This window comes from Granulicella paludicola (assembly GCF_025685545.1).
Classification (GTDB): Bacteria; Acidobacteriota; Terriglobia; order Terriglobales; family Acidobacteriaceae; genus Granulicella; species Granulicella paludicola.
Genome location: NZ_JAGSYC010000026.1, coordinates 242,009 through 261,494, shown reverse-complemented (window position 1 = coordinate 261,494; position 19,486 = coordinate 242,009). Strand labels below are relative to the sequence as shown.

Sequence of the window (19,486 nt, the reverse complement as noted above, 5' to 3'; positions counted from 1 at the left end):
TTGCGTGCCTCTGCCCCTTGTAGTACGTTCTATTTATCTATTCATAATTTCCTGCTCAATCTGTATCTCAGAGCAGACGTAACTCCCGTCCCGGGATGTCGTGAAGGTGATTTCGCACCCAGTCGTGCCGAATCCCTGTTTTTGCTTTACGAGCACCCAGAGTAGTTTTCGGCCCGCAACTTAGCCCTAACCCTCCGCCTCCACAGCAGAGCCGTTCGCGTCACCACTTCATTTGCTCCACGATTCACCGATCACGGTGGACGAACTAGAAGCAGCACAGCAGCATCAGCAAAATTTTTGTGAGGTATTTTCCATGAATCGACTCCATCTGCGGTGGCCGGCGATAGCCCGTTTCGGCACCCTTCTCCTGGCATTCGTTCTTCTCGGTGCGCTGCCTGCACTCGCCCAGTCCAATAGCGGTACTATCACCGGTACCGTCACCGACCCGCAGGGCGCCATGATCCCCGACACGACCGTCACGATCACGGATCCCTCCACGAAGCAGTCGCGTTCCACCAAGACCAACGCCACCGGCCAGTTCGTGCTCGTCGATATCGTCCCAGGTGCCTATGACGTGACCGCCGTCAAGACGGGCTTCTCCACCGATCAGATCCTCGGCCTCATCGTCAGCGTCGGCGCCCAGACCAACGCCAACTTCAAGATGGCCATCGGTTCTGAAAACACCACCGTCGACGTGCAGGCCTCCAACGCCGACCTTCAGACCATGAACGCCGCCACCGGCACCACGGTCGACCCGGCTCTCGTTGACTCGCTCCCCGCCATCGGTCGCGACGTCGCCACCTTCATGGAAATGCAGCCTGGCGTCACACCGGGCGGACAGACCGCCGGCACCACCGCCGACCAGACCACCTTCCAGCTCGACGGCGGCAGCAACACCTCCGATATGGACGGCACCGCCATCGGTTACACCACCGGCAACACCAACTCCACCACAGGCGGCTTCCTTGGTCAGGGTCCCGCCGGCGTCGTTCCTATGCCTCAGGATTCCATCGAAGAGTTCAAGGTATCCACCACCGGCCAGACCGCAGACTTCGCATCATCCTCCGGTTCGCAGTCCCAGGTCGTCACCAAGCGTGGCCACGATCACTGGCACGGTACCGCCTACGAGTACTACCTCGACAACAACTTCGATGCCAACACCTGGCAGAACAACTTCCCCAATGCATCAGGTAATCTGCCAACAGCAACTCCCCCTGGCCCGTACCCGGCTAACCCCGTAACTGGACTCACCAATGGTGCAACTGTTTACACCTCCAAGCCCAGCTACCACTACAGCCGCTTCGGCTTCGCAGCTGGCGGTAAGATTCTGCCCCGCCTGCTGGGCGGAAACACCTATCTCTTCGCCAACTACGAAGGCTTCCGCTGGCCGCTCGCCGCAACCTATGAGCGTACGGTACCTTCCTACGCGTTCCTTCAGCAGCAGCAGTTGACCTTTAATACGACCGCTGCCGCAGGCTGCACACCAGTCGGGAACACATCCACCTGCTCGGCGGCTCAGTTGCTCGCTGCCGACCCTCGTCACATCGGCATGCCGGGGGTGATGAACACCTTCTACAACAACCAGCTTCCCGTCGCGCCCGTCACCAATGGAGGTAGCGTCGGCAACAACGGTGCAACCTACGCTGGTAGCTTCGACGTGAGCTGCGGTGCTCTCTCCACCTCCTACTGCGATAGCGTCAACACCATCGGATACAAAGCCAACGTCAACACCCCGCAGAGCAGCAACTTCTTCGTCACCCGTGTCGATCACGACTTCGGCGAAAAGTGGCACCTCAACTCCAGCTACCGCTACTACAACTTCCAGAACCTCACCAGCAACCAGGTCGATATCGGCGGTGTCCTCCCCGGCGACAAGATCGGTACACCCATCGCTGTTACGCCTCGTCCGCAGCAGCCTTGGTTCCTCGTAGTGGGTCTCACCACCAACGTCAGCTCCTCGCTCACCAACGACTTCCACTTCAGCTTCCTGCGTAACTTCTGGCAATGGAAGGGTGCAGGTGCGCCGCCGCAGATCGCCGGTGCTACCGGTGCTATCGAGCCTCTCGGCGAAAACACCACCACTGTTCTCTCGCCCTACAACGTCAACGCGCAGAACATCCGCACCCGTATCTGGAATGGTAAGGACCTCAGCCTCTCGGACAACGTCTCCAAGCTGAAGGGCAACCACTTCATCACGGGCGGCTTTGCTTATCAGCGCAACGCTGACTTCCACCAGCGCACAGATAATGGTGCCAGCATCAACTACACGCCCACCTACCAGATCGGTGATGCCGGCGGTGGTGGAACAGCTTCCTATTCGGCAACGGGCCTCGGTCTCGCTGGCGCAAATGCCAGCTCCAACTACGCTCGCCTCATCGATACCTACTTCGGTATCGTGACCGATTCGCAGGTAGCCAACACCTACACCAACGCAAACGGCGTCCTGTCGCTGAACGCGCCCAACACGCCCTTCGGCGCACACGTCACCATCCCCTTCTACAACCTCTACGCCTCCGACGCATGGCATGCCGCCAAGTCGCTGACGATCAGCTATGGTCTCAGCTACGCAATCGAAATGCCCCCCAGCGAAGACAACGGTGATCAGGTCCAGTGGACCGATCCCTCCGGCAACGCGATCCACCTTGACCAGTGGCTCACCAACCGCAAGAACGCTGCTGCGTCCGGACAGATCTACAACCCCACCATCGCCTTTGCTTTGCTGAAGAACACCCTCGGCAACCACAAGTACATCTACAACCCCTACTACGGTGCTGCCAGCCCTCGTCTGTCCTTCGCCTGGAATCCGAAGTTCAATGAGAAGTATCTGAACAAGCTCTTCGGTGATGGCGCTACCGTCATCCGCGGAGGCTACGGCCGCGTCTATGGGCGCCTCAACGGCTCGCCCGAAGTGCTCAACCCGCTCCTCAGCCCCGGCCTCGTGCTCGGTACCCGCTGCCAGTATGTGCAGCCCAACGGCACCAACGCTGGCACCTGCAACCAGTCCGGCTACACCGACGCCACCACCTTCCGTTATGGCACCGGTGGTAGCGTAGCGGGTGGCGGCGATGGCATCAGCCCGCTGACTGCCTCTGCACCGCCGCCGAACACACTACCACAGCCCTATAAGCCAGGCGTCGATGGACCAGGCGTCTCCATCGCCTCGCCACTCGATCCTACCCTGCGTCCCAGCAGCGTGGACACCTTCAACCTCTCCGTCCAGCGTCAGCTCGGCCGCAAGACCTTGATCGAGATCGGCTACATCGGTCGCCTCATTCACAACGACTACATCTACAAGAACCCCAACCAAGTCCCCTACAATCTGTCGGAGGGCGGCCAGACCTTTGAGGCCGCTTACGTCGCGATCGAAACTGCATTGGGTTGCACCGTGTCCTCTTCGCTCTGCCAGAAGAGCACCGCGCCAACCAATGCCTCACCAATCACCCCACAGGCCTTCTTCGAAACAGCTCTCGCACCTTCCTATTGCACGGGTGCACCGAGCTGCACTCAGGCCGTCATCAACAAGCAGCTCACCAAGTTCCGCCAGCAGAACGTCTTTGCTCTCTGGCAGGCGCTGGATAACAACGTCAACGGCGCAAACGGTGCAGGCTTCGTCTTTGCACGCAGCCTCTCTGGCACTGCCATCACCCCACCCAGCACCAATAACCAGGCTTACGGTAGCGCAGGTCAGGTCGCCACCGGCCAGAGCATCGCAGTCCCGGATGGCTATGGCAACTACAACGGTGTCTACCTCACCTACAAGGTCAGCAACTGGCACGGCCTGACGGCGCAGGAGAACTTCACCGTCAGCAAGGCACTCGGTCTGGGTTCCTTCAACCAGTACTCCAGCTCCATCTCGGCTGAAGACTCCTACAACCTCCGCCAGCAGTACGGTCGCCAGCCCTTCGATCAGAAGATCATCTTCAACACCTTCCTTGTCTACGACACCCCGTGGTACAAGGACCAGCACGGCATCATCGGTCGCCTCGCCGGTGGCTGGATCATCTCGCCCGTTGTTCAGGCGGGTACGGGCCAGCCTCTGAGCTGCACCACCTTCAACTCCGGTCAGAACTTCGGCGGCGAAGATGGTTCGACCTTCACCGACAGCGAAAACTGCATCCTGACCTCCGGCTACACGCAGGGTCAGCACACGCACCGCGGCATCTACGGTGGTATCGACAACTCGTCGGGTACCAACATCAACGTGGGTACTACGGTCCATGGCGGTACGTCAGCTGCAGCCGTCAACATGTTCCAGAACCCCGTGCTCGTCTACCAGGGCACCCGTCCTCCGGTACTCGGCGTCGATGCTCGTGACGGCGGTGCTGGCCCGATCAGCGGTCTCGGTTACCTCAACATGGATTTGAGCATTAAGAAGAATGTTCAGATCTGGCACAAGACCAGCCTCGAACTCTCCGGTACGTTCTTCAACGTGATGAACCATCTGGACTTCGCCAACCCCAGCTTCAGCATCAACAGCGCGAGCGCCTTCGGTGTCACCAAGACCCAGGGCAATAGCCCTCGTCAGATCCAGATGGGTGCTCGCGTCAGCTTCTAAACCTCAACCCAAACCAAAGCGACGCCGACAGAAACTCTGTCGGCGTCGCTTTTTTGCATCTCCCTCTAAACTCTCTACTGCACCGGCACAGCCGTAGCCTCATCCTCGCTCTTGCAGAACCAACCGAGCTCTGCAGCATGAGCGAAGTACTCCCGGATCTTCGCCGCCTGCTCCTCCGGCGTCAGCCTGCTCTTCTCAAACGCTATCCCCAGAGCCTCCGCCAGCGGCTTCCCCTCGCGCAGAGCCGTCAGCAGCGCATACGCCTCGCGATCGATGTGCCGGTAGTACACCACATCGTCATACCGATGCACCGCCAGCCACACTGCCTTTTTCCGCATCGCTGGCAGCTTCATCCGCTTCACTTCCTTCTTCATCATCGAAGCGCTACTGACCATCTCCGTCTCCGGAGTATCCTTCCGCACCGCCAGCACCAGCTCATCCACCGGATACGCCATCGCCAGCAGCTGCAGATGCGGCTGCAGCGTCAGGCAAGTCTCCGGCCCGATCGCCCGCATGTCCTCCGCCGCCAGCGGCTCCAATCGCCGCCCATCGTACGACTCCACATACGCCCACTCTAGCTTTGCAATCTCCAGCGCCAGCTGATGTCGCCGCCCCGTAAACTCCGGATGCACCTGCAGCCACTCCGGCAGCTTCCCACTCAAATCCCGCAGCGTCCACGACGTCGACGGAATCTCCCGCAGATACGCCAGTACCATCGCATCGAACCGCTTCTCCCCCAGCAGCGCATTCAGAGCAGGGAAGTCCTCACTCACCGCCCCAATCACCCGAAACCAGTACTGCCGGTTATAAATCTCCAGCCGCTCAAACGAGCTCAGCCGATCGTTCGGCTTCACATAACTCTGCGCAATCGCCTCGACAGACTCACCCTCCGCCGTCTCCCGCCGCATCTCCCAATCCACCGTCAGCGGCCGTCGCACATCCTCCGCCATCCGTCGCTGCAACTCGAGCAGGTTCATGCCACCACCTGCGCAACCTGCCCCACACCCTCTGCCGTCACACCACCAACAGCCGCAGCTTCAGCAGCTTTCAAATACCGATTCGCCTTCAAAGCCTCGGCATGCACCTCTTCGAAGCTCGGAATATTGTCATCCCACTCCAGCAGCGTCGCCGTCGGCCCCGCGCGTTCAATCGCCAGAGCATACAGCCCCCACACCGGGTCCAGCACCGGATGATCGTGCGTATCCAGAATGTACTTCTCGAACTTCGAGTGCCCCGCAATATGAATCTGCGCCACGCGCTCCGCAGGGATCGCATCCACATACGTCATCGGATCGAACGAATGGTTCTGCGACGACACATAAATGTTATTCACATCCAGCAGAATCCCGCAGTCCGCCGCATGCACCACCTCGTTCAGAAACTCCCACTCCGTCATCTCGCTCTCGTGATACTCCGCATAGCTCGACACGTTCTCCACTGCAATCGGAATCTCGAGATAGTCCTGCACCTGCCGAATCCGCTCGGCCGTAGTCTTCACTGCCTCAAACGTATACGGCAGCGGCAGCAGGTCATGGGTATAGCGCCCATCCACCGACCCCCAGCACAGATGGTCCGACAGCCACGGCGTCTTCGTGCGCTTCGTCAACTCTTTCAGCCGCTTCAAATGATCGCGGTTCAGCGCCTGCGCGGAGCCAAAGTACATCGACACGCCATGCTGCACCACACGATATTGATCGAGTATCTGGTCCAGCAGCCGTAGCGGCCGCCCCCCATCCACCATGTAATTTTCTGAGATGATCTCGAACCAGTCCACCACTGGCTTCTTCGTCAAAATGTGATCGTAGTGCGGCACGCGTAGACCGATACCCACACCATAGTCTGTAAACGCGTTGAAGCGGTTCGCCGGCATCAGCTCTCCTTCGTGCGCGCTTTCACTCTGCGCGCTGAATGACGTTGGAGGCTTGAGATTCCTTCTCAAGCCTCCAACAGACTAACCAGAAGCTGGTTCCGAAGTTAGACAGCCTTCGGCGGGGTCGAGCCGTCGGTGGCGCAACCGCCCTTGCCCTTGCAGCTGTTCTTACCGGGGTGCTTGCCGCCGCCCTGGCCCTTACAGTCATTCTTGCCCTTACAGCTGTGCTTGGGCAGTGCCGGAGCATCCTGCGCTACCAGCACAACGCCAGCCGAAGCCGTCGAGGTCGATGCGTTGTCGGTCGTCTGTGCGTTCAAGCGAGCGGACGTGCCGCCAACCAAACCGGCGAATGCTGCTGCCAGAGCAAGCGAAGTAACCTTGGTGTTCGTCATGGTATATACCTTTCCTCGGTGGGCCAGGCTTTGCCTGGGCGTTAGCAAACGACGGCCTTCTCTTATCGATCGAAAGAAGGTGGACGAAATGTGTGATGGAGGAGCTGACTTCTACTCTCAACATCTCCTGCAGTACGACTACCTGCTGCGTGGTTTGAGTCGTCACCTCAGGATTGGTTACAACCGGACGGCAAATCCGTCGAGGAATTGTAGTCCTCTGCAAAGAGCGCCATCCACCGTTGATACGCCCACCAGCTCACAATGGATTTGTAACCATATCAAGGAAATCGTTTCTAAACCTCAGAGCCGCATCGAACCGTCGCAGCAGCAACATCCGCAGGATGATAGGCAATAGTCGTTCCTAATATGTCGCGTGGTATCAATATCGCTGTTGATGCAATAGCAGTGAGCTGGCTCTCCGGAGAGATAAAAATGAAATCGTTGATCCACCTCTATGAACGCATCGTCCGGGCCCTCAACGCTCTGCAGTCACCCTTCCTGCTCGCCGTCCGTCTCTACTGGGGCTTCCAGCTCGTGACCAACGGCTGGGGCAAGCTGCATCACCTCGGCAAGATCACCGAATTCTTCGCCAGCCTCAACATTCCATTCCCCGGCCTTAACGCGCCCTTCGTCTCTGCGCTGGAGTTCTTCGGTGGCATCCTTCTGATGCTTGGACTCTTCTCGCGCCCAATCGCCTTCCTCATTGCCTGCGATATGTTAGTCGCCTACTACACCGCCGACCACGACGCCCTGGTATCCATCTTCTCCGACCCCGGCAAGTTCTACATCGCCGACCCTTACACCTTCCTCTTCGCCGGTCTCCTCATCCTCATCTTCGGCGCAGGCTACCTCTCCCTGGATACCCTTCTAGCCAAGCGTCTCAACACCGCGCACTAAAGAGCCTCTGAACAAGTCCGCTTTGAAGGGTACGGGCTTCAGCCCGTACGTCAAAGAACCCCTTTTGAGATGAGGGGCTTTAGCCCCGGAGCGAACAAGCACCCGCACCATGACCGCGCCCCAGCCCAACCCGGACGAAACGAAGAACGAAGCGACCATGATCGCCTCCATCCTCGCTGGTCAAACGCAGCTCTTCCACGAGCTCATCCGTCCGCACGAACGCGCCGTCTATCGGATGGCCCTCTCTTACATGAAGAACGAGGCTGACGCCGAAGACGTCGCGCAGGAGGCCTTCCTCAAGGCCTTCCGCAATCTTTCCACCTTCCGCGCAGAAGCGAAGTTCAGCACCTGGCTCATCAGCATCACATTAAACGAGGCTCGCAACCGCCTCCGTCGCAACGCCACCATGCCGACCGATTCCATCGACGCCACACCCGAAGAAGGCGGCACCGTCACCCCGGCCCTGCTTCGCGACTGGCGCGAGGTCCCCTCGGAAGCCCTGGAGCGCGCCGAGGTCAAGCAGATGCTGCAGCGCGCCGTCGCTTCGTTGCCTGAGATCTACCGCTGCGTCTTCGTCCTGCGCGACATGGAAGACCTCAGCGTCAACGAAACAGCCGAAGCACTCTGTATCAGCGTGCCATCGGTAAAGGTCCGATTGCACCGTGCCCGTCTCATGTTGCAGAAGCAGCTGGTCCCAGAGTTGAAGTCAGTCAGTACGACGAAAAGGAGGTGGTTCTCATGGTCATAGAGTGCAAGCACGTATGGGATTACATCTCCGACTACCTTGACGGCACTCTATCCGCCGAGGAGCGCGAAACCGTGCAGCGCCACCTCGAACACTGCGAGCTTTGCTCCGCCATCCTCGACTCCACGCGCAACGTCATCATCCTCACCGCCGACGACCGCGTCTTCGAACTCCCCGCAGGCTTCAGCGACCGTCTCCACGCTCGCCTGGACGAAGAACTACTAAATTCCAACAGTTCTTAGCTCTATTCTCTGTCGCTTGTCGTCCTGAGCGCAGGGAAGGATCTGCTTTTCCCGAACCACCACGTCTCTCAATAGGAGCACACTCGATAGGTCAGGGCTTCAGCCCTGACAACAACGCTCCCTCAAAAAATAAAAGGTCGCGGACTTTAGTCCGCGACCCTCTACATCCCATGCACAATCCGGTGCGTCGCATACTCCGCCGCCACCAGCACCAGCGTCACCACCGCGAGCGCAATCTGCCAGTTTTCCCCGCGCCGCTTCTCAGGCGTCACCGGAGCCACCCGCCACGCCGAAGCCGGCCGCGACCGCAACGACCGCACCCGCCAGATCACATACAGGTTCAGCAAAGACCCACCCCCCGCCACAAACATCATCGGGATGCGAATGGCATCTTCATGAAAACCACTTGCCGGTCGATGCAGCCCCGCCGCGGCAGCCAGCGCGCTCAACCCGATCACTACCCGAACGCCGCTCACCGCCATCACCATCGTGCAGGCGCTCTGCACCAGGATGAAGAAAAAGCTCACCAGCCCGACACCCCACCGCGAACTCACCGGAGCAGGGGAGGGAACCACCTCATCAACCTTCGACACGTGCTTCACCTCGTCTCTAGACACCCTATCAATATAATGACGCTTCCTCGCTTCGACTCCTGGCTCGCCCACTCTTCGCTCTAAGCTGAACAGAACACAGAAGAGCTCGGAAGCGGCACGACGATCTGACCCCACCCAAAAGAGGGTGTCATCTCAGCCGAAGCGGATGGTTTCATCAACCGCGCAGTTGGGAGCTCGTTGTATTTACGGCAGCGATGCGAGAAGCACAAGTCCGGTCCACGCCAAAATCCTGTCAAGCCCCTTCACACCCTGTAAATCAGAAATCCCCAATAATCACGCCGCTTTTCACGCCAAAGAAAGATGGATGTTTCCTGTTTCCAGACGGCTATAATAGAAGTAGAGGACAGGAAAAGCCGCCCGGCCCGCAAGCCGTAGCGGCTTTCTTCTTCGAAAGTCCATACTTTGACCCTCGAAGTCCGGATTCAACCGATCTCGAATCAAGACTTTGAGTCTCAAAGTATGGGGGGGAGAGGGAGAGGGAGAGGGAGAGGGAGAGGGAGAGGGGGAGGGGGTTCCACCCACCTTTAACTTCCAATATCCCCCGATTCAGTGGTATCCTTACATCTGCTGGCGCAGTGTCAGCGGAGTGGCCTCAAAAGGCCCCCGCGACGGCCACCTCCCCGCTCCTGTCCTGGAAAGTTGCCGGACCCGAGCGAGACTCCGTCGAGAGTCGGTATAGGGAAGTTCTGCGGCACAAGTTCTGTTTTTGGAGTGAGTCATGGCACAGGTATGTGAGCTTTGCGGCAAGGGTCCGCAGTTTGGTAACAACATCTCCCACGCGCACAACGTAACCCGTCGTCGCTGGAACCCGAACCTTCAGTCGGTCAAGGCTGCAACCGTTGGCGGCACCAAGCGCGTCAAGGTCTGCACCAGCTGCATCAAGTCGGGCAAGGTCACCAAGGCCGCCTAGTCTTCGCAGCACCGCAACACCTTTAGCTTTCTCAGCACTCAGAAACAACGAAGCCCCGGCTGCAACTGCCGCCGGGGCTTTTCGTGTTTCTCTTCGGTTTACTGCTTCTCGAACGCAAGCGAAGCCGAGTTGATGCAGTAACGCTCGCCCGTCGGATTCGGCCCGTCCGGAAAGACGTGTCCCAGATGTCCACCGCACTTGGCGCAGGTCACCTCGACGCGCTTCATCCCGAACGTGCGGTCCTCGTGCAGTTCGACTGCATCCTTTGAGATCGGTTCAAAGAAGCTCGGCCAGCCCGAACCGGACTCGAACTTCGTTCCCGACTTGAACAGCGGGGCATTGCAGGCAGCGCAGTGGTAGAAGCCGTCGTCATGGTTGTTCACCAGCGCGCCAGTAAACGGCCGCTCGGTGCCCTTCTCGCGCAGCACGTGATACTGTTCCGGCGTCAGCTCGGCCTTCCACTCGGCCTCGGTCTTCTGAATCTTTTCAGGCATGTTTTTCTCTCCTCCAGATACAGATTAGATGCTTCAGACCGCACTTCGGATGAAGCACGGACGGAGCAGGCTCTACGCAACCGGATACTTGGCGACACATTCGATCTCGACCAGCGAATCCTTCGGCAGCGCCGCCACCTGGACCGTCGAACGCGCAGGAAACGCTTCAGTAAAGTTCTTCGCGTACACCTCGTTCATGGCGGTAAAGTCGCTCATGCTCTTCAAAAAGACGGTCGTCTTCACCACATGGCTGAAGTCGACACCCGCCTCGGTCAGCACCGCCTTAAGGTTCTTGAATACCTGCGTCGTCTGCTCCACGATCGCGCCCTCAACGAGGTTGCCAGTCGCAGGATCGATAGGAATCTGTCCTGAGGTAAACAGCGTGTCTCCCACGCGAATGGCCTGCGAGTAAGGGCCAATAGCGGCAGGTGCGGAGGTCGTGGCGATAACAGTCTTGGCTGAGCTCATGCCCAGATTCTACTGCGTCTCCTTCCATCGCAGCATCACAAGCGTCGTGGCCTGCGGTAGAAGGGAACTCGGCAGCGTCACGCGACCATCCGTGACCGCGATCGATTGAGTTAGCGCACCATGTTCGAGCTGGCCTGCAGCCACCAGCTTCGCCTGCTGCGCCGGAGTCGGCTGCTGCGGACTGCCCATCGCCTTCCAGGCTGTAAAGGAGTTGCTGTGCGTCGCGTCGACCGTGAACGTCTCCACCTCGACCTTGGCCAAGTCTGCTGGAAGTCCGCTCAGAACGATCTTTACCGGCGTCGCTGCTCCTGTCGGCAGATCGTCATCGCGATAGTTCCACAGCAATACCGAAGCGCTATGCTCCGCGCGCGTAGCGAACGCATCTATCTCTGAAGCAGAGACGCCCCTTTGAAGGATCGCTTCGAGCGGCTCGGCCGCTGAGCTAGTGACAGCAACTCGTTCGCCACCCATCTTCCCAGCCATGCGGAAGGCGTTCAGCACTGGCTTATCCACGCCATTCGTGGCGAGGGTGCGAAACCCTTCAAAGTACTCGCGGCCTTCGAACTCGAAGGACCAAGTCAGCATCCCGAGCAGGTTCACCTTGTGCCGGTCCTGCAGCTCGAATAGCGCTTTGATCGTCGCAGCGGTATACGCCGCATACAGCGGCCCATTGCGATAGCCGTTTGCAGGATTTTCCTTTGCGGAACAAGCCGCGCAGCCCTCCGGATCAGCCTCGCTCAGGATGATCGGCAGCTTCTGAAACTGCGGATACGACGCAACCACCGCGAAGCCTTTGTCCGCGTCCGTCAGCTCTTTATCGAGCCCCATGCGCACATGGCTGCTGCCATCTGCGTCCTTGATCAACTTCGGCGAGCCCTTGATGTGGAAGCTGATGAAGTCCAACGGAACGGCCTTGCCGTTAGCTGCACTCTTGTCGTTCGCCACATGCTTCAGGAAGACATCGAGAAACGCTGCCGCCTCGCTGGCACGCGGGCTCGTCGAGGCAGGACCGCCAACGCGGGCTTCTGGCAGTGCGGTACGAACGCCGCTCACCGCATAGTCATAGAGCTTCAAATACTCGGCCTCGGTGCCATGCCAGTAGGGAATGTTCGGCTCATTCCACACCTCGAAGTACCACTGCGCGACCTTGTCGTGTCCGTAACGCGAGACCAGATGCTCCACGAGCGTTCTGCAAAGCTCGCCCCACGCCGCATAGTCCTTCGGCGGGCTCTGCACCGAGCCTTCGATGGTGTGAGGATAGGCAAGATAGTAGGGATTCGTGCCTGAAGCCAGCGCCTCCGGCATAAAGCCCAGTTCCACCATAGGCCGAACACCGGCAGCGAGCCATGCATCGAAGGTCCGGTCGATCACACGGAAGTCATAGACGGGCTTGCCACCTGCATCGACGGAATAGACTCCCGTTGAACTCCACTTCAGCGCGGGCTTCCCATCACCCGACGTGAGAAGGTGATGAGCGCGGATGTATACCGGCAGCGCGCTCGTATCGTGCAATTCGCCCAGCAGCTTCCGGCCATTCGCCGTTGTTGTGTAGTTCAGCTCGTCGTAGCCATACCAGTTAGTAATCGGCTTGTACGCGCCCTGCGACTGGCTGAGATCAACATGGATAACGGTGGGCGATTGCGCTATAGCAGCCACAGCGGAGCCAACGAGTGCGAGCGACAGGATTAGGCGAGTCATCGTGCCCGATGATACGAGAGAGCGTGGGGAGCTGGCTCAAGGAAAGCGGGCTGTAGGCGGAATTGGCAAAAATTTAGCGCCTCTATCGGACACCGAGAAGTGGAAGCGGATACTATTCGTCTATCCGAAAAGTAAGCAGCCCGCATTCAGGGCAAGGAGAAAGCATGGGAATCTTCGATTCGATCGAAAGCATGGCTGAGCAGGCGATGGGCAGCCAGGGCGGCACAAACGCACAGGTCGCGACGGGCTTGATGCAGGTGATTCAGGAGCATCCGCAGGGTGTTGGCGGGCTGTTGAGCGCGCTGCAGTCCAGCGGTCTCGGCGCACATGCGGAGCAGTGGGCCAGCGGCCAGACGACCGCAGCTACACCCGAGCAGGTGCAAGCCGGCTTGGGTAACAATGGCATGCTGGAGGCGATTGCCGCTAAGGCAGGACTTTCGCCCGAGATGACGCAGGCAGCTCTCACCACCGTCCTGCCGATGGTGCTCGCGCACGTCGCTCCGAATGGCCAGGCAGCGGAGCCAGGCAGTCTCGGGAGCTTGGCCGGATCTTTGCTGCAAAAGTTCCTATAGAACAATCTCTAAAATCACGACGAGGAAGGGCAGAGTTCAACTCTGCCCTTTCGTTTGCTTCGACTCTGTTGATAGGGCACAGGCAGATGACAGAAGCACCTCAAAGACGCGCAACCTGTCGATTCGCGTTGGCAACAAAACTCTCCATAAGAAGGTTGAATGCCATGCGATCCTTGCGGACGCAACATGGCTTTCCCTACCGAGATTGGAGAATCAGATGAGTGACGAACAACAACTTTCGCGCCGGAAGCTAATGGCTGGAATAGGCTCAGGCCTTGTAGCAACTGCCGTATCGCCTGTATCGGCGCAGGAACGCGGCGGCCCCACGGCGCAGCCTATGGCAGATCCAACAACGAAGTATCCTAAGCCGCCTTATAAATTCACGCGGCAGCCGTGGCCGGGGCTGGCAAGCAAGATGGACCCGCCACCAGATCATGGTGAGAAAAGCTACAAGGGCTCAGGCCGACTGATGGGGCGCAAGGCGCTGATCACCGGCGGTGACTCAGGCATGGGACGTGCCGCAGCGATCGCCTACGCGCGCGAGGGTGCTGATGTGGCGATCAACTACTTCCCGACCGAAGAGCCAGATGCGAAGGAGGTAGTGGCGCTGATCCACGCAGAAGGCCGCAAGGCGGTGGCGATCCCCGGCGATCTGCGCGACGAGAAGTTTGCGAAAAGTCTCGTGGGCAAAGCGATCAGCGAGCTTGGTGGCTTGGACATCCTGGTAAGCAATGCAGCGCGCCAGCAGGAGTTCGCGCAGATCACCGACATGCCGGATGAGGAATTCGACTGGATCATCAAGACGAATATCTACGCGCCGTATTACATCATCAAGTCGGCAATCCCTCATCTTCAGCCGGGATCGACAATCATCGCGACCACCTCGGAGCAGGCGTATGACCCATCCCCTGATCTATATGCGTACGCTCAAACTAAGGCGGCGACGATGAATTTTGTGAAGTCTCTGGCGAAGGCGCTGGGGCCAAAGGGTATCCGCATCAACGGCGTCGCCCCGGGCCCGATTTATACACCCCTGCAAATTTCCGGTGGTGCGACCGAGCAGAAGTTTACGAATTTCGGTGGCAACTATCCGCTGGGTCGGGCAGGACAGCCGGCTGAGTTGGCGTCGATCTTTGTGCAGCTCGCTTCGCAGGATGCAAGCTACACGACCGGCAATGTCTATGGCGCTGGCGGCGGTGACGGTCAGCCGTAATCTTGGGCCCAAGGAAAAGAAAGGGCGAGGAGATCATCTCCTCGCCCTTCTCTTTACGTACTAGTTCGACGCTACAGCTTAGCGGCCGCGGTTGCCGCTGGGACCACCGGGACGGCGACCTGCGGGACGACCAGCGTTGCCGCCAGGACGACCACTGCCACCAGGGCGACCAGCTCCGCCACCGGGACGCGAGCGGTTGAAGCCGCCACCACTGCGAGGACGCTGTGCGGGACGATCCGAGTTGCCCTCGTAAGGAGCAGCCGTGCCGTCTGCATTCTTCCAGCTGCGTGTCTCCATCTGGAGTACGTCATCAAGGCCGCCAGCGGGGCGCGAGACGAAGTCAACGGGCTTGTTGCGCTCTTCCTTGGCGAGGTTCTTGTCGGACTCGTGCCAGGTGAACTTGATCTTCAACTCGCGCTCCAGCTTGCGTGCATCGCCCTTTTCGAGCGGCGTCACAAAGGTGGTTGCGACGCCCTTGGCGCCCGCGCGGCCGGTACGACCGATGCGGTGGACGAAGTCATCCGAACCGTTGGGCAGATCGTAGTTCACGACGTGCGCAATATGCGAGATGTCGATACCGCGGGCAGCGACGTCGGTGGCTACGAGCACGCGGCTCTTGCCGCTGGCGAAGCTCTTGAGAGCTGCGCTGCGCTGCGACTGCGAGCGATCGCCGTGGATCACTTCGGTCAGATGACCGGACTTCTCCAGCTTGCGAGCGATACGGTCAGCGCCATGCTTGGTGCGTGAGAAGACGAGGTACGTTCCCTCTTCCTCGTTCAGCATCTTGTCGAGCTGTGCGAGCTTCTGGTCCTGCATGACGGTGTAGACGCGGAGCTCAACACGGTCGGAAGGCTTGGAGGTTGTGCCGATCTCGATGCGAACCGGGGTCTGCACATAATCCTTGACGATCTCGCGAATGTTCGCATCGAGGGTCGCGGAGTAGCACATGGTCTGGCGATCCTTGGGCAGGGCAGCGACGATGCGCTTGATGGCGGGCAGGAAGCCCATGTCCAGCATGCGATCGACCTCGTCGAGCACGAGCATGTCGACGTCGCGAAGGTTCACGGCCTTGCGGCGGAGGAAGTCTTCGAGGCGGCCGGGCGTAGCCACGATGAGGCGGGGTCCGCGCGAGATTTGCTCGATCTGCGTGTTCTCGGAGAGGCCACCGCAGACGAGGACAGCGTCTGACTTCTGCGTGGGGCAGATCTTGTGGAACTGCTCGAGCACCTGCATCGCGAGCTCACGCGTGGGCAGCAGGATGAGAGCGAGAACGGGAGTCTTCTTGCCACGCGTGCTGGCAACCGAGATCTCCTCGAGACGCTCGATCATAGGGATCAGGAAGCTGAGGGTCTTGCCGGTGCCGGTCGAGGCGGTGGCAAGAATGTCGTCGCCTTCAATGGCGGGAGGAATGGCGCCGGCCTGCACGGGCGTCGGGTGGACGTAACCGGCGGCGGTGAGGCGAGCCTTCAGGGAATCAGAGATGTCGAAGTCGGTAAAGGTGACCTGAGCGGACTCCTCGGGGGTAGCAACGATGGTGCGGGCAACTTCGAGGGGCTCGGGGTTCAGAATGGACTCAAGAGTAAGGGTAGAGGTAGACAAGGGTTTCCTTTGAAATGGGTAGGAGGCGGAGGCATGCAGGAACGCTCGGCGGGTACAAGCTCGCGGAATACGTTTTGGATTCGGGTTTCAGCATTGCCCTCGCGTCGACCTGTTCACAGGGAGACATCTGGTTTGTTAGCACTGCTGCTGCACGGCGAGGAAGATCCCGATGGATCGACCTACTAGCCAGAGCAACCAACGCGCTTTGCAAACTTGGTCTTTCAGATGCGCGGTGGAAGAGGTTGTGAAGCTTGGCGATCGCGGTCTCTGGCCAGACTCGAATCCAATTGGAGTCATCTGCCCGCGTGCCTTGCGTTGGTGTTTCAAACGCAGGTACAGAATACCATGAGTTACGCGTTTTTCACAGGAGAGTGTCGAAGGAGGTGCCTCTGCACGAATCCTAAGGCCTGGGCTTGGACCGGAAGCTCCCCGGGGAGATGATCAGGCAGTGTCGTGGTACAAAACAAATTGCGTTTGGTTTCGTCTGTTGGACGTAAGCTGATCACAGATTTCCTGACGTCTGTCCTGCAAGGTCCGCACGATGCTATTCCCTACAGTTGAATATGCGCTGTTTTTTCTGGCGGTGATGGCGATTGCCTGGCCGCTGGCTGGGCGGGTCAGTGCTCGTAAAGAGTTCCTGCTGGGGGCGAGCTATGTTTTCTATGGTTTCTGGAGCTGGCGGTATGTGCCACTGCTGATCGCGGTGTCGCTGTTCGCGGGACTGATCGCGCAGGGCATCCAGCGGAGTGAGGATGAGCGTGTACGCAAGGGGCTGCTGACGTTCGGCGTGGTCGTCTGCCTGATCGTGCTGGCCTACTACAAATACACGAGCTTTCTGCTGCTGAGTGCGATGGGCATCTGGGGTCTGGTTGGGCGAACTCCAGTTTTGAACCTGCCTGCGCCGTTTCTGCCGCTAGGAGTTTCATTCTTCGTGTTTCACGCGATCTCGCTGATGGGCGATGTCTATCGGCGCAAACTGAAGGTGCAGTTGTTCCTGTTGGATGCGCTGCTGTATGTGGCGTTCTTCCCGCAGCTGATTGCCGGGCCAATCCTGCGGGCGTCGAAGTTTATTCCTCAGCTGATGAAGCCGGTCGACGCGACGAAGATCCGCGTGAACCGGGCGTTTCTGCTGATCCTGGCCGGGCTATTCAAGAAGGTGATCGTCTCGAACACGCTGGCGACGCGGCTGGTGGAACCGGTGTTCAACTCACCCGCACAGTTCCATCGCTGGGATGTGCTGCTGGCGATCTATGGCTATGCGGCGGAGATCTATTGCGATTTCTCCGGATACACGGACATTGCGACTGGCTGCGCGATGCTGCTGGGCTACCGTTTCCCGCGCAACTTCGATGCACCGTACACCGCGACCGATCCGCAGGACTTCTGGCAGCGTTGGCATATCTCGCTGTCCACATGGCTGCGCGACTATTTGTACATTCCGCTGGGCGGCTCGCGTGAGGGTAAGGGCCGGACGTATCTGAACCTGATGATCACGATGCTGCTGGGCGGGTTGTGGCATGGGGCTTCGTGGACGTTTGTGGTGTGGGGTGGTCTACAGGGTGTCTACCTGATTGGGCATAGGCTTTGGGCGGGACAAAAGGTAGCGTTTGAGCTGAACCAGACGCGGTGGTGGCCCTGGGTATCGCGCGTGCTGATGTTCCACGCGGTGTGCCTGGGATGGGTGTTCTTCCGCGCTCCAACGTTCCGGCTGGCAGCGACCGTGCTGAAGCAGCTAGGTTCGCACGGCGCGACGACGCTGGCTGTGTGGCCGGTCGTGTTGACGCTGGTGGTCGGCATCTTCGGGCAGTATGCTCCGCGGATGTGCCGACGCGGAATTGAGGCGACGATGTCGCGGATGCCCGTGGCTGCAAATGGCGCGGTGCTGGCGCTCGGAGTGTATGCGATTGAGCTCCTGGGGCCGACGGGAGTGGCACCTTTTATTTACTTCCAGTTTTAGAAGCAGGGTGTAGGAAACAGGGATTAGGAAAGACGAAGGCTATGCACGGGTATCAGCGGTTTTCGACGGTTCGGCAGATGGCGGTGAGTGTGGCGGTGTTCGCCGCGCTCGGGCTGGTGCTGGAGTCGGGAGGACTGTATGACTGGGCGCAGCGGCTGGATCTAGGGCCGGAGCGGACGGTGGCGGTACCTGTAACATCCGCGCTGCATGCAGGCCTAAGGTATCTCGGGCTGGAACGGGTCCGGCATGGCGCGCTGCTGGAACTGGCCCGCACCGGCTGGGGAGATGATGCAGCACTGGTGGCTGAATCTCATGTGCGGGATGTGGAGTTGAAGCCGACGATGCCGAAGGTCGTGGCGTCGGTGCCGAATGTGCCTGCGAAGACCATCATTGCTGAGGTGAGAGTTGCGCCGAAGACGCCAATGCTGCCGCTGCGGCCAATGGCCGGTGATCCGCCGGTGCTGAGTGCTCTACCTTTGCTCGCGGCGGTGCCGGTGGGCAAGGTGAGAACAGTGGCGCTGGTGGGAGATTCCATGATGGCTGTGGGGTTATCGTCGACGATTTTGCGCGAGGCGCCGCAATATCAAGACCTGCACTTTGTGAGGGTATTTAAGTCGGGCACAGGTCTGGCTCGGCCTGAGGTCTTCGACTGGCAGGTGGAGTATCCGGCGATGCTGAAGGACAACAAGCCGGACGTGATCGTGGTAGCGATCGGTGCGAACGATGGCCAGGGGTTTGTCGAGGATGGCAAGGTCTATGCCTTTGGCACGCCTGAGTGGCAGGCGCTCTATGAGCGGCGTGTGCAGGCGTTTCTGGGGCTATTGGAAGAGAGCGGAGCGCGCGTGGTGTGGGTCGGGCTGCCGCCGATGAAGAGCGACAGCTATGCTGCAAAGATTGCTCTGGTAAACCGCATTGATTATGCGGTGGTCAGTGCGAGTCCGCAGGCGATCTGGTTTAGCTCGGCGGGCGTAGTGGGCGACGGGCAAGGGCGATTCCAGGACTTTGGCATAGTGCATGGAGCGACGGCCCGGCTAAGGCAAGCCGATGGGATTCATATGTCTGATGAGGGCGCTTCGCTGCTGACGGAAAAGCTGCTGCCGTGGCTGGGGAAGCAGGAGGTGGCGGTGCCGCCTGCAAACCTGGCTACACCTGTAACGGGAGTGAAGGACACCGCGAGCGTGGGGTTGGGCGTGGAGTCTGGAAAGTTGTAAATGTGATCTGCAACGAGAAACAGAAGAGCCCCGGGCATGTGTATGCGCG

The 19,486-nt window shown here is 59.4% G+C and carries 17 protein-coding genes; 9 read left to right on the top strand and 8 right to left on the bottom strand.

Annotated elements, in window-relative coordinates; genetic code table 11:
• The first annotated feature begins 313 nt into the window (after nucleotides 1-313).
• Nucleotides 314-4,555 (top strand): carboxypeptidase-like regulatory domain-containing protein, encoded by a 4,242-nt coding sequence (locus tag OHL14_RS16660; RefSeq protein WP_263380505.1) that lies wholly within the window; start codon nucleotides 314-316, stop codon nucleotides 4,553-4,555.
• Between the two features lie 74 nt (nucleotides 4,556-4,629).
• On the opposite strand, the gene OHL14_RS16655 is transcribed toward OHL14_RS16660, so the two are convergent.
• The 3 genes from OHL14_RS16655 to OHL14_RS16645 all read right to left on the bottom strand — a co-directional run bounded on the left by OHL14_RS16655 (nucleotide 4,630) and on the right by OHL14_RS16645 (nucleotide 6,817).
• Nucleotides 4,630-5,532, bottom strand: coding sequence for a DNA-binding domain-containing protein (locus tag OHL14_RS16655; RefSeq protein WP_263380504.1), 903 nt, complete (start codon nucleotides 5,530-5,532; stop codon nucleotides 4,630-4,632).
• Nucleotides 5,529-6,425, bottom strand: a complete 897-nt coding sequence (gene bufB, locus OHL14_RS16650; protein ID WP_263380503.1) for an MNIO family bufferin maturase — start codon at nucleotides 6,423-6,425, stop codon at nucleotides 5,529-5,531. Before bufB ends, OHL14_RS16655 begins: the two co-directional genes overlap by 4 nt.
• A gap of 104 nt (nucleotides 6,426-6,529) precedes the next feature.
• On the bottom strand, nucleotides 6,530-6,817 hold the full coding sequence (locus tag OHL14_RS16645; protein ID WP_263380502.1) for a hypothetical protein: 288 nt from the start codon (nucleotides 6,815-6,817) through the stop codon (nucleotides 6,530-6,532).
• Nucleotides 6,818-7,249: 432 nt separating this feature from the next.
• On the opposite strand from OHL14_RS16645, the gene OHL14_RS16640 reads away from it, so the two are divergent.
• From OHL14_RS16640 to OHL14_RS16630, 3 genes are all read left to right on the top strand, one after another.
• A complete protein-coding gene (locus OHL14_RS16640) occupies nucleotides 7,250-7,714 on the top strand; it encodes a DoxX family protein (RefSeq protein ID WP_263380501.1) in 465 nt (154 codons plus the stop codon).
• Nucleotides 7,715-7,823: 109 nt separating this feature from the next.
• Nucleotides 7,824-8,462: a sigma-70 family RNA polymerase sigma factor gene (locus OHL14_RS16635; RefSeq protein ID WP_263380500.1), complete on the top strand. Its 639-nt coding sequence runs from the start codon at nucleotides 7,824-7,826 to the stop codon at nucleotides 8,460-8,462.
• Nucleotides 8,453-8,701 (top strand): anti-sigma factor family protein, encoded by a 249-nt coding sequence (locus tag OHL14_RS16630; RefSeq protein ID WP_263380499.1) that lies wholly within the window; start codon nucleotides 8,453-8,455, stop codon nucleotides 8,699-8,701. Before OHL14_RS16635 ends, OHL14_RS16630 begins: the two co-directional genes overlap by 10 nt.
• A gap of 161 nt (nucleotides 8,702-8,862) precedes the next feature.
• Here the strand turns inward: OHL14_RS16630 and OHL14_RS16625 are convergent, their stop codons facing one another.
• The gene (locus OHL14_RS16625; RefSeq protein WP_263380498.1) at nucleotides 8,863-9,294 is read right to left on the bottom strand and encodes a hypothetical protein; all 432 of its coding nucleotides are present in this window, start codon (nucleotides 9,292-9,294) and stop codon (nucleotides 8,863-8,865) included.
• A 739-nt stretch (nucleotides 9,295-10,033) separates the two neighbouring features.
• Between OHL14_RS16625 and rpmB the strand changes: the two genes are divergently transcribed.
• Nucleotides 10,034-10,225: a 50S ribosomal protein L28 gene (gene rpmB, locus OHL14_RS16620; RefSeq protein WP_263380497.1), complete on the top strand. Its 192-nt coding sequence runs from the start codon at nucleotides 10,034-10,036 to the stop codon at nucleotides 10,223-10,225.
• Nucleotides 10,226-10,323: 98 nt separating this feature from the next.
• Here rpmB and msrB read toward each other — a convergent pair whose 3' ends face one another.
• The 3 genes from msrB to OHL14_RS16605 form a co-directional block, all read right to left on the bottom strand.
• The gene (gene msrB, locus OHL14_RS16615) at nucleotides 10,324-10,719 is read right to left on the bottom strand and encodes a peptide-methionine (R)-S-oxide reductase MsrB (RefSeq protein ID WP_263380496.1); all 396 of its coding nucleotides are present in this window, start codon (nucleotides 10,717-10,719) and stop codon (nucleotides 10,324-10,326) included.
• A gap of 72 nt (nucleotides 10,720-10,791) precedes the next feature.
• Nucleotides 10,792-11,187: a RidA family protein gene (locus OHL14_RS16610; protein ID WP_263380495.1), complete on the bottom strand. Its 396-nt coding sequence runs from the start codon at nucleotides 11,185-11,187 to the stop codon at nucleotides 10,792-10,794.
• A 9-nt stretch (nucleotides 11,188-11,196) separates the two neighbouring features.
• Entirely contained in the window at nucleotides 11,197-12,885 is a 1,689-nt protein-coding gene (locus tag OHL14_RS16605; RefSeq protein WP_263380494.1) for a GH39 family glycosyl hydrolase, read from the bottom strand.
• Between the two features lie 164 nt (nucleotides 12,886-13,049).
• On the opposite strand from OHL14_RS16605, the gene OHL14_RS16600 reads away from it, so the two are divergent.
• Entirely contained in the window at nucleotides 13,050-13,457 is a 408-nt protein-coding gene (locus OHL14_RS16600; protein WP_263380493.1) for a YidB family protein, read from the top strand.
• Between the two features lie 217 nt (nucleotides 13,458-13,674).
• Nucleotides 13,675-14,670, top strand: coding sequence for an SDR family oxidoreductase (locus OHL14_RS16595; RefSeq protein ID WP_263380492.1), 996 nt, complete (start codon nucleotides 13,675-13,677; stop codon nucleotides 14,668-14,670).
• A gap of 78 nt (nucleotides 14,671-14,748) precedes the next feature.
• On the opposite strand, the gene OHL14_RS16590 is transcribed toward OHL14_RS16595, so the two are convergent.
• Complete coding sequence (locus OHL14_RS16590) at nucleotides 14,749-16,269, bottom strand: DEAD/DEAH box helicase (RefSeq protein ID WP_263380491.1); 1,521 nt, start codon at nucleotides 16,267-16,269, stop codon at nucleotides 14,749-14,751.
• A 541-nt stretch (nucleotides 16,270-16,810) separates the two neighbouring features.
• Between OHL14_RS16590 and OHL14_RS16585 the strand changes: the two genes are divergently transcribed.
• Nucleotides 16,811-18,226 (top strand): MBOAT family O-acyltransferase, encoded by a 1,416-nt coding sequence (locus OHL14_RS16585; protein ID WP_263380490.1) that lies wholly within the window; start codon nucleotides 16,811-16,813, stop codon nucleotides 18,224-18,226.
• Nucleotides 18,227-18,267: 41 nt separating this feature from the next.
• Nucleotides 18,268-19,437: an SGNH/GDSL hydrolase family protein gene (locus tag OHL14_RS16580; protein ID WP_263380489.1), complete on the top strand. Its 1,170-nt coding sequence runs from the start codon at nucleotides 18,268-18,270 to the stop codon at nucleotides 19,435-19,437.
• Nucleotides 19,438-19,486: the final 49 nt, after the last annotated feature.

Bases quoted from the DNA above. Each gene is read 5' to 3' on its own strand.
- OHL14_RS16605 (WP_263380494.1), bottom strand. From the start codon at position 12,885: ATGACTCGCCTAATCCTGTCGCTCGCACTCGTTGGCTCCGCTGTGGCT.
- OHL14_RS16610 (WP_263380495.1), bottom strand. From the start codon at position 11,187: ATGAGCTCAGCCAAGACTGTTATCGCCACGACCTCCGCACCTGCCGCT.
- OHL14_RS16635 (WP_263380500.1), top strand. From the start codon at position 7,824: ATGACCGCGCCCCAGCCCAACCCGGACGAAACGAAGAACGAAGCGACC.
- msrB (WP_263380496.1), bottom strand. From the start codon at position 10,719: ATGCCTGAAAAGATTCAGAAGACCGAGGCCGAGTGGAAGGCCGAGCTG.
- OHL14_RS16640 (WP_263380501.1), top strand. From the start codon at position 7,250: ATGAAATCGTTGATCCACCTCTATGAACGCATCGTCCGGGCCCTCAAC.
- OHL14_RS16630 (WP_263380499.1), top strand. From the start codon at position 8,453: ATGGTCATAGAGTGCAAGCACGTATGGGATTACATCTCCGACTACCTT.
- OHL14_RS16600 (WP_263380493.1), top strand. From the start codon at position 13,050: ATGGGAATCTTCGATTCGATCGAAAGCATGGCTGAGCAGGCGATGGGC.
- OHL14_RS16645 (WP_263380502.1), bottom strand. From the start codon at position 6,817: ATGACGAACACCAAGGTTACTTCGCTTGCTCTGGCAGCAGCATTCGCC.
- rpmB (WP_263380497.1), top strand. From the start codon at position 10,034: ATGGCACAGGTATGTGAGCTTTGCGGCAAGGGTCCGCAGTTTGGTAAC.
- OHL14_RS16660 (WP_263380505.1), top strand. From the start codon at position 314: ATGAATCGACTCCATCTGCGGTGGCCGGCGATAGCCCGTTTCGGCACC.
- bufB (WP_263380503.1), bottom strand. From the start codon at position 6,425: ATGCCGGCGAACCGCTTCAACGCGTTTACAGACTATGGTGTGGGTATC.
- OHL14_RS16655 (WP_263380504.1), bottom strand. From the start codon at position 5,532: ATGAACCTGCTCGAGTTGCAGCGACGGATGGCGGAGGATGTGCGACGG.
- OHL14_RS16595 (WP_263380492.1), top strand. From the start codon at position 13,675: ATGAGTGACGAACAACAACTTTCGCGCCGGAAGCTAATGGCTGGAATA.
- OHL14_RS16580 (WP_263380489.1), top strand. From the start codon at position 18,268: ATGCACGGGTATCAGCGGTTTTCGACGGTTCGGCAGATGGCGGTGAGT.
- OHL14_RS16585 (WP_263380490.1), top strand. From the start codon at position 16,811: ATGCTATTCCCTACAGTTGAATATGCGCTGTTTTTTCTGGCGGTGATG.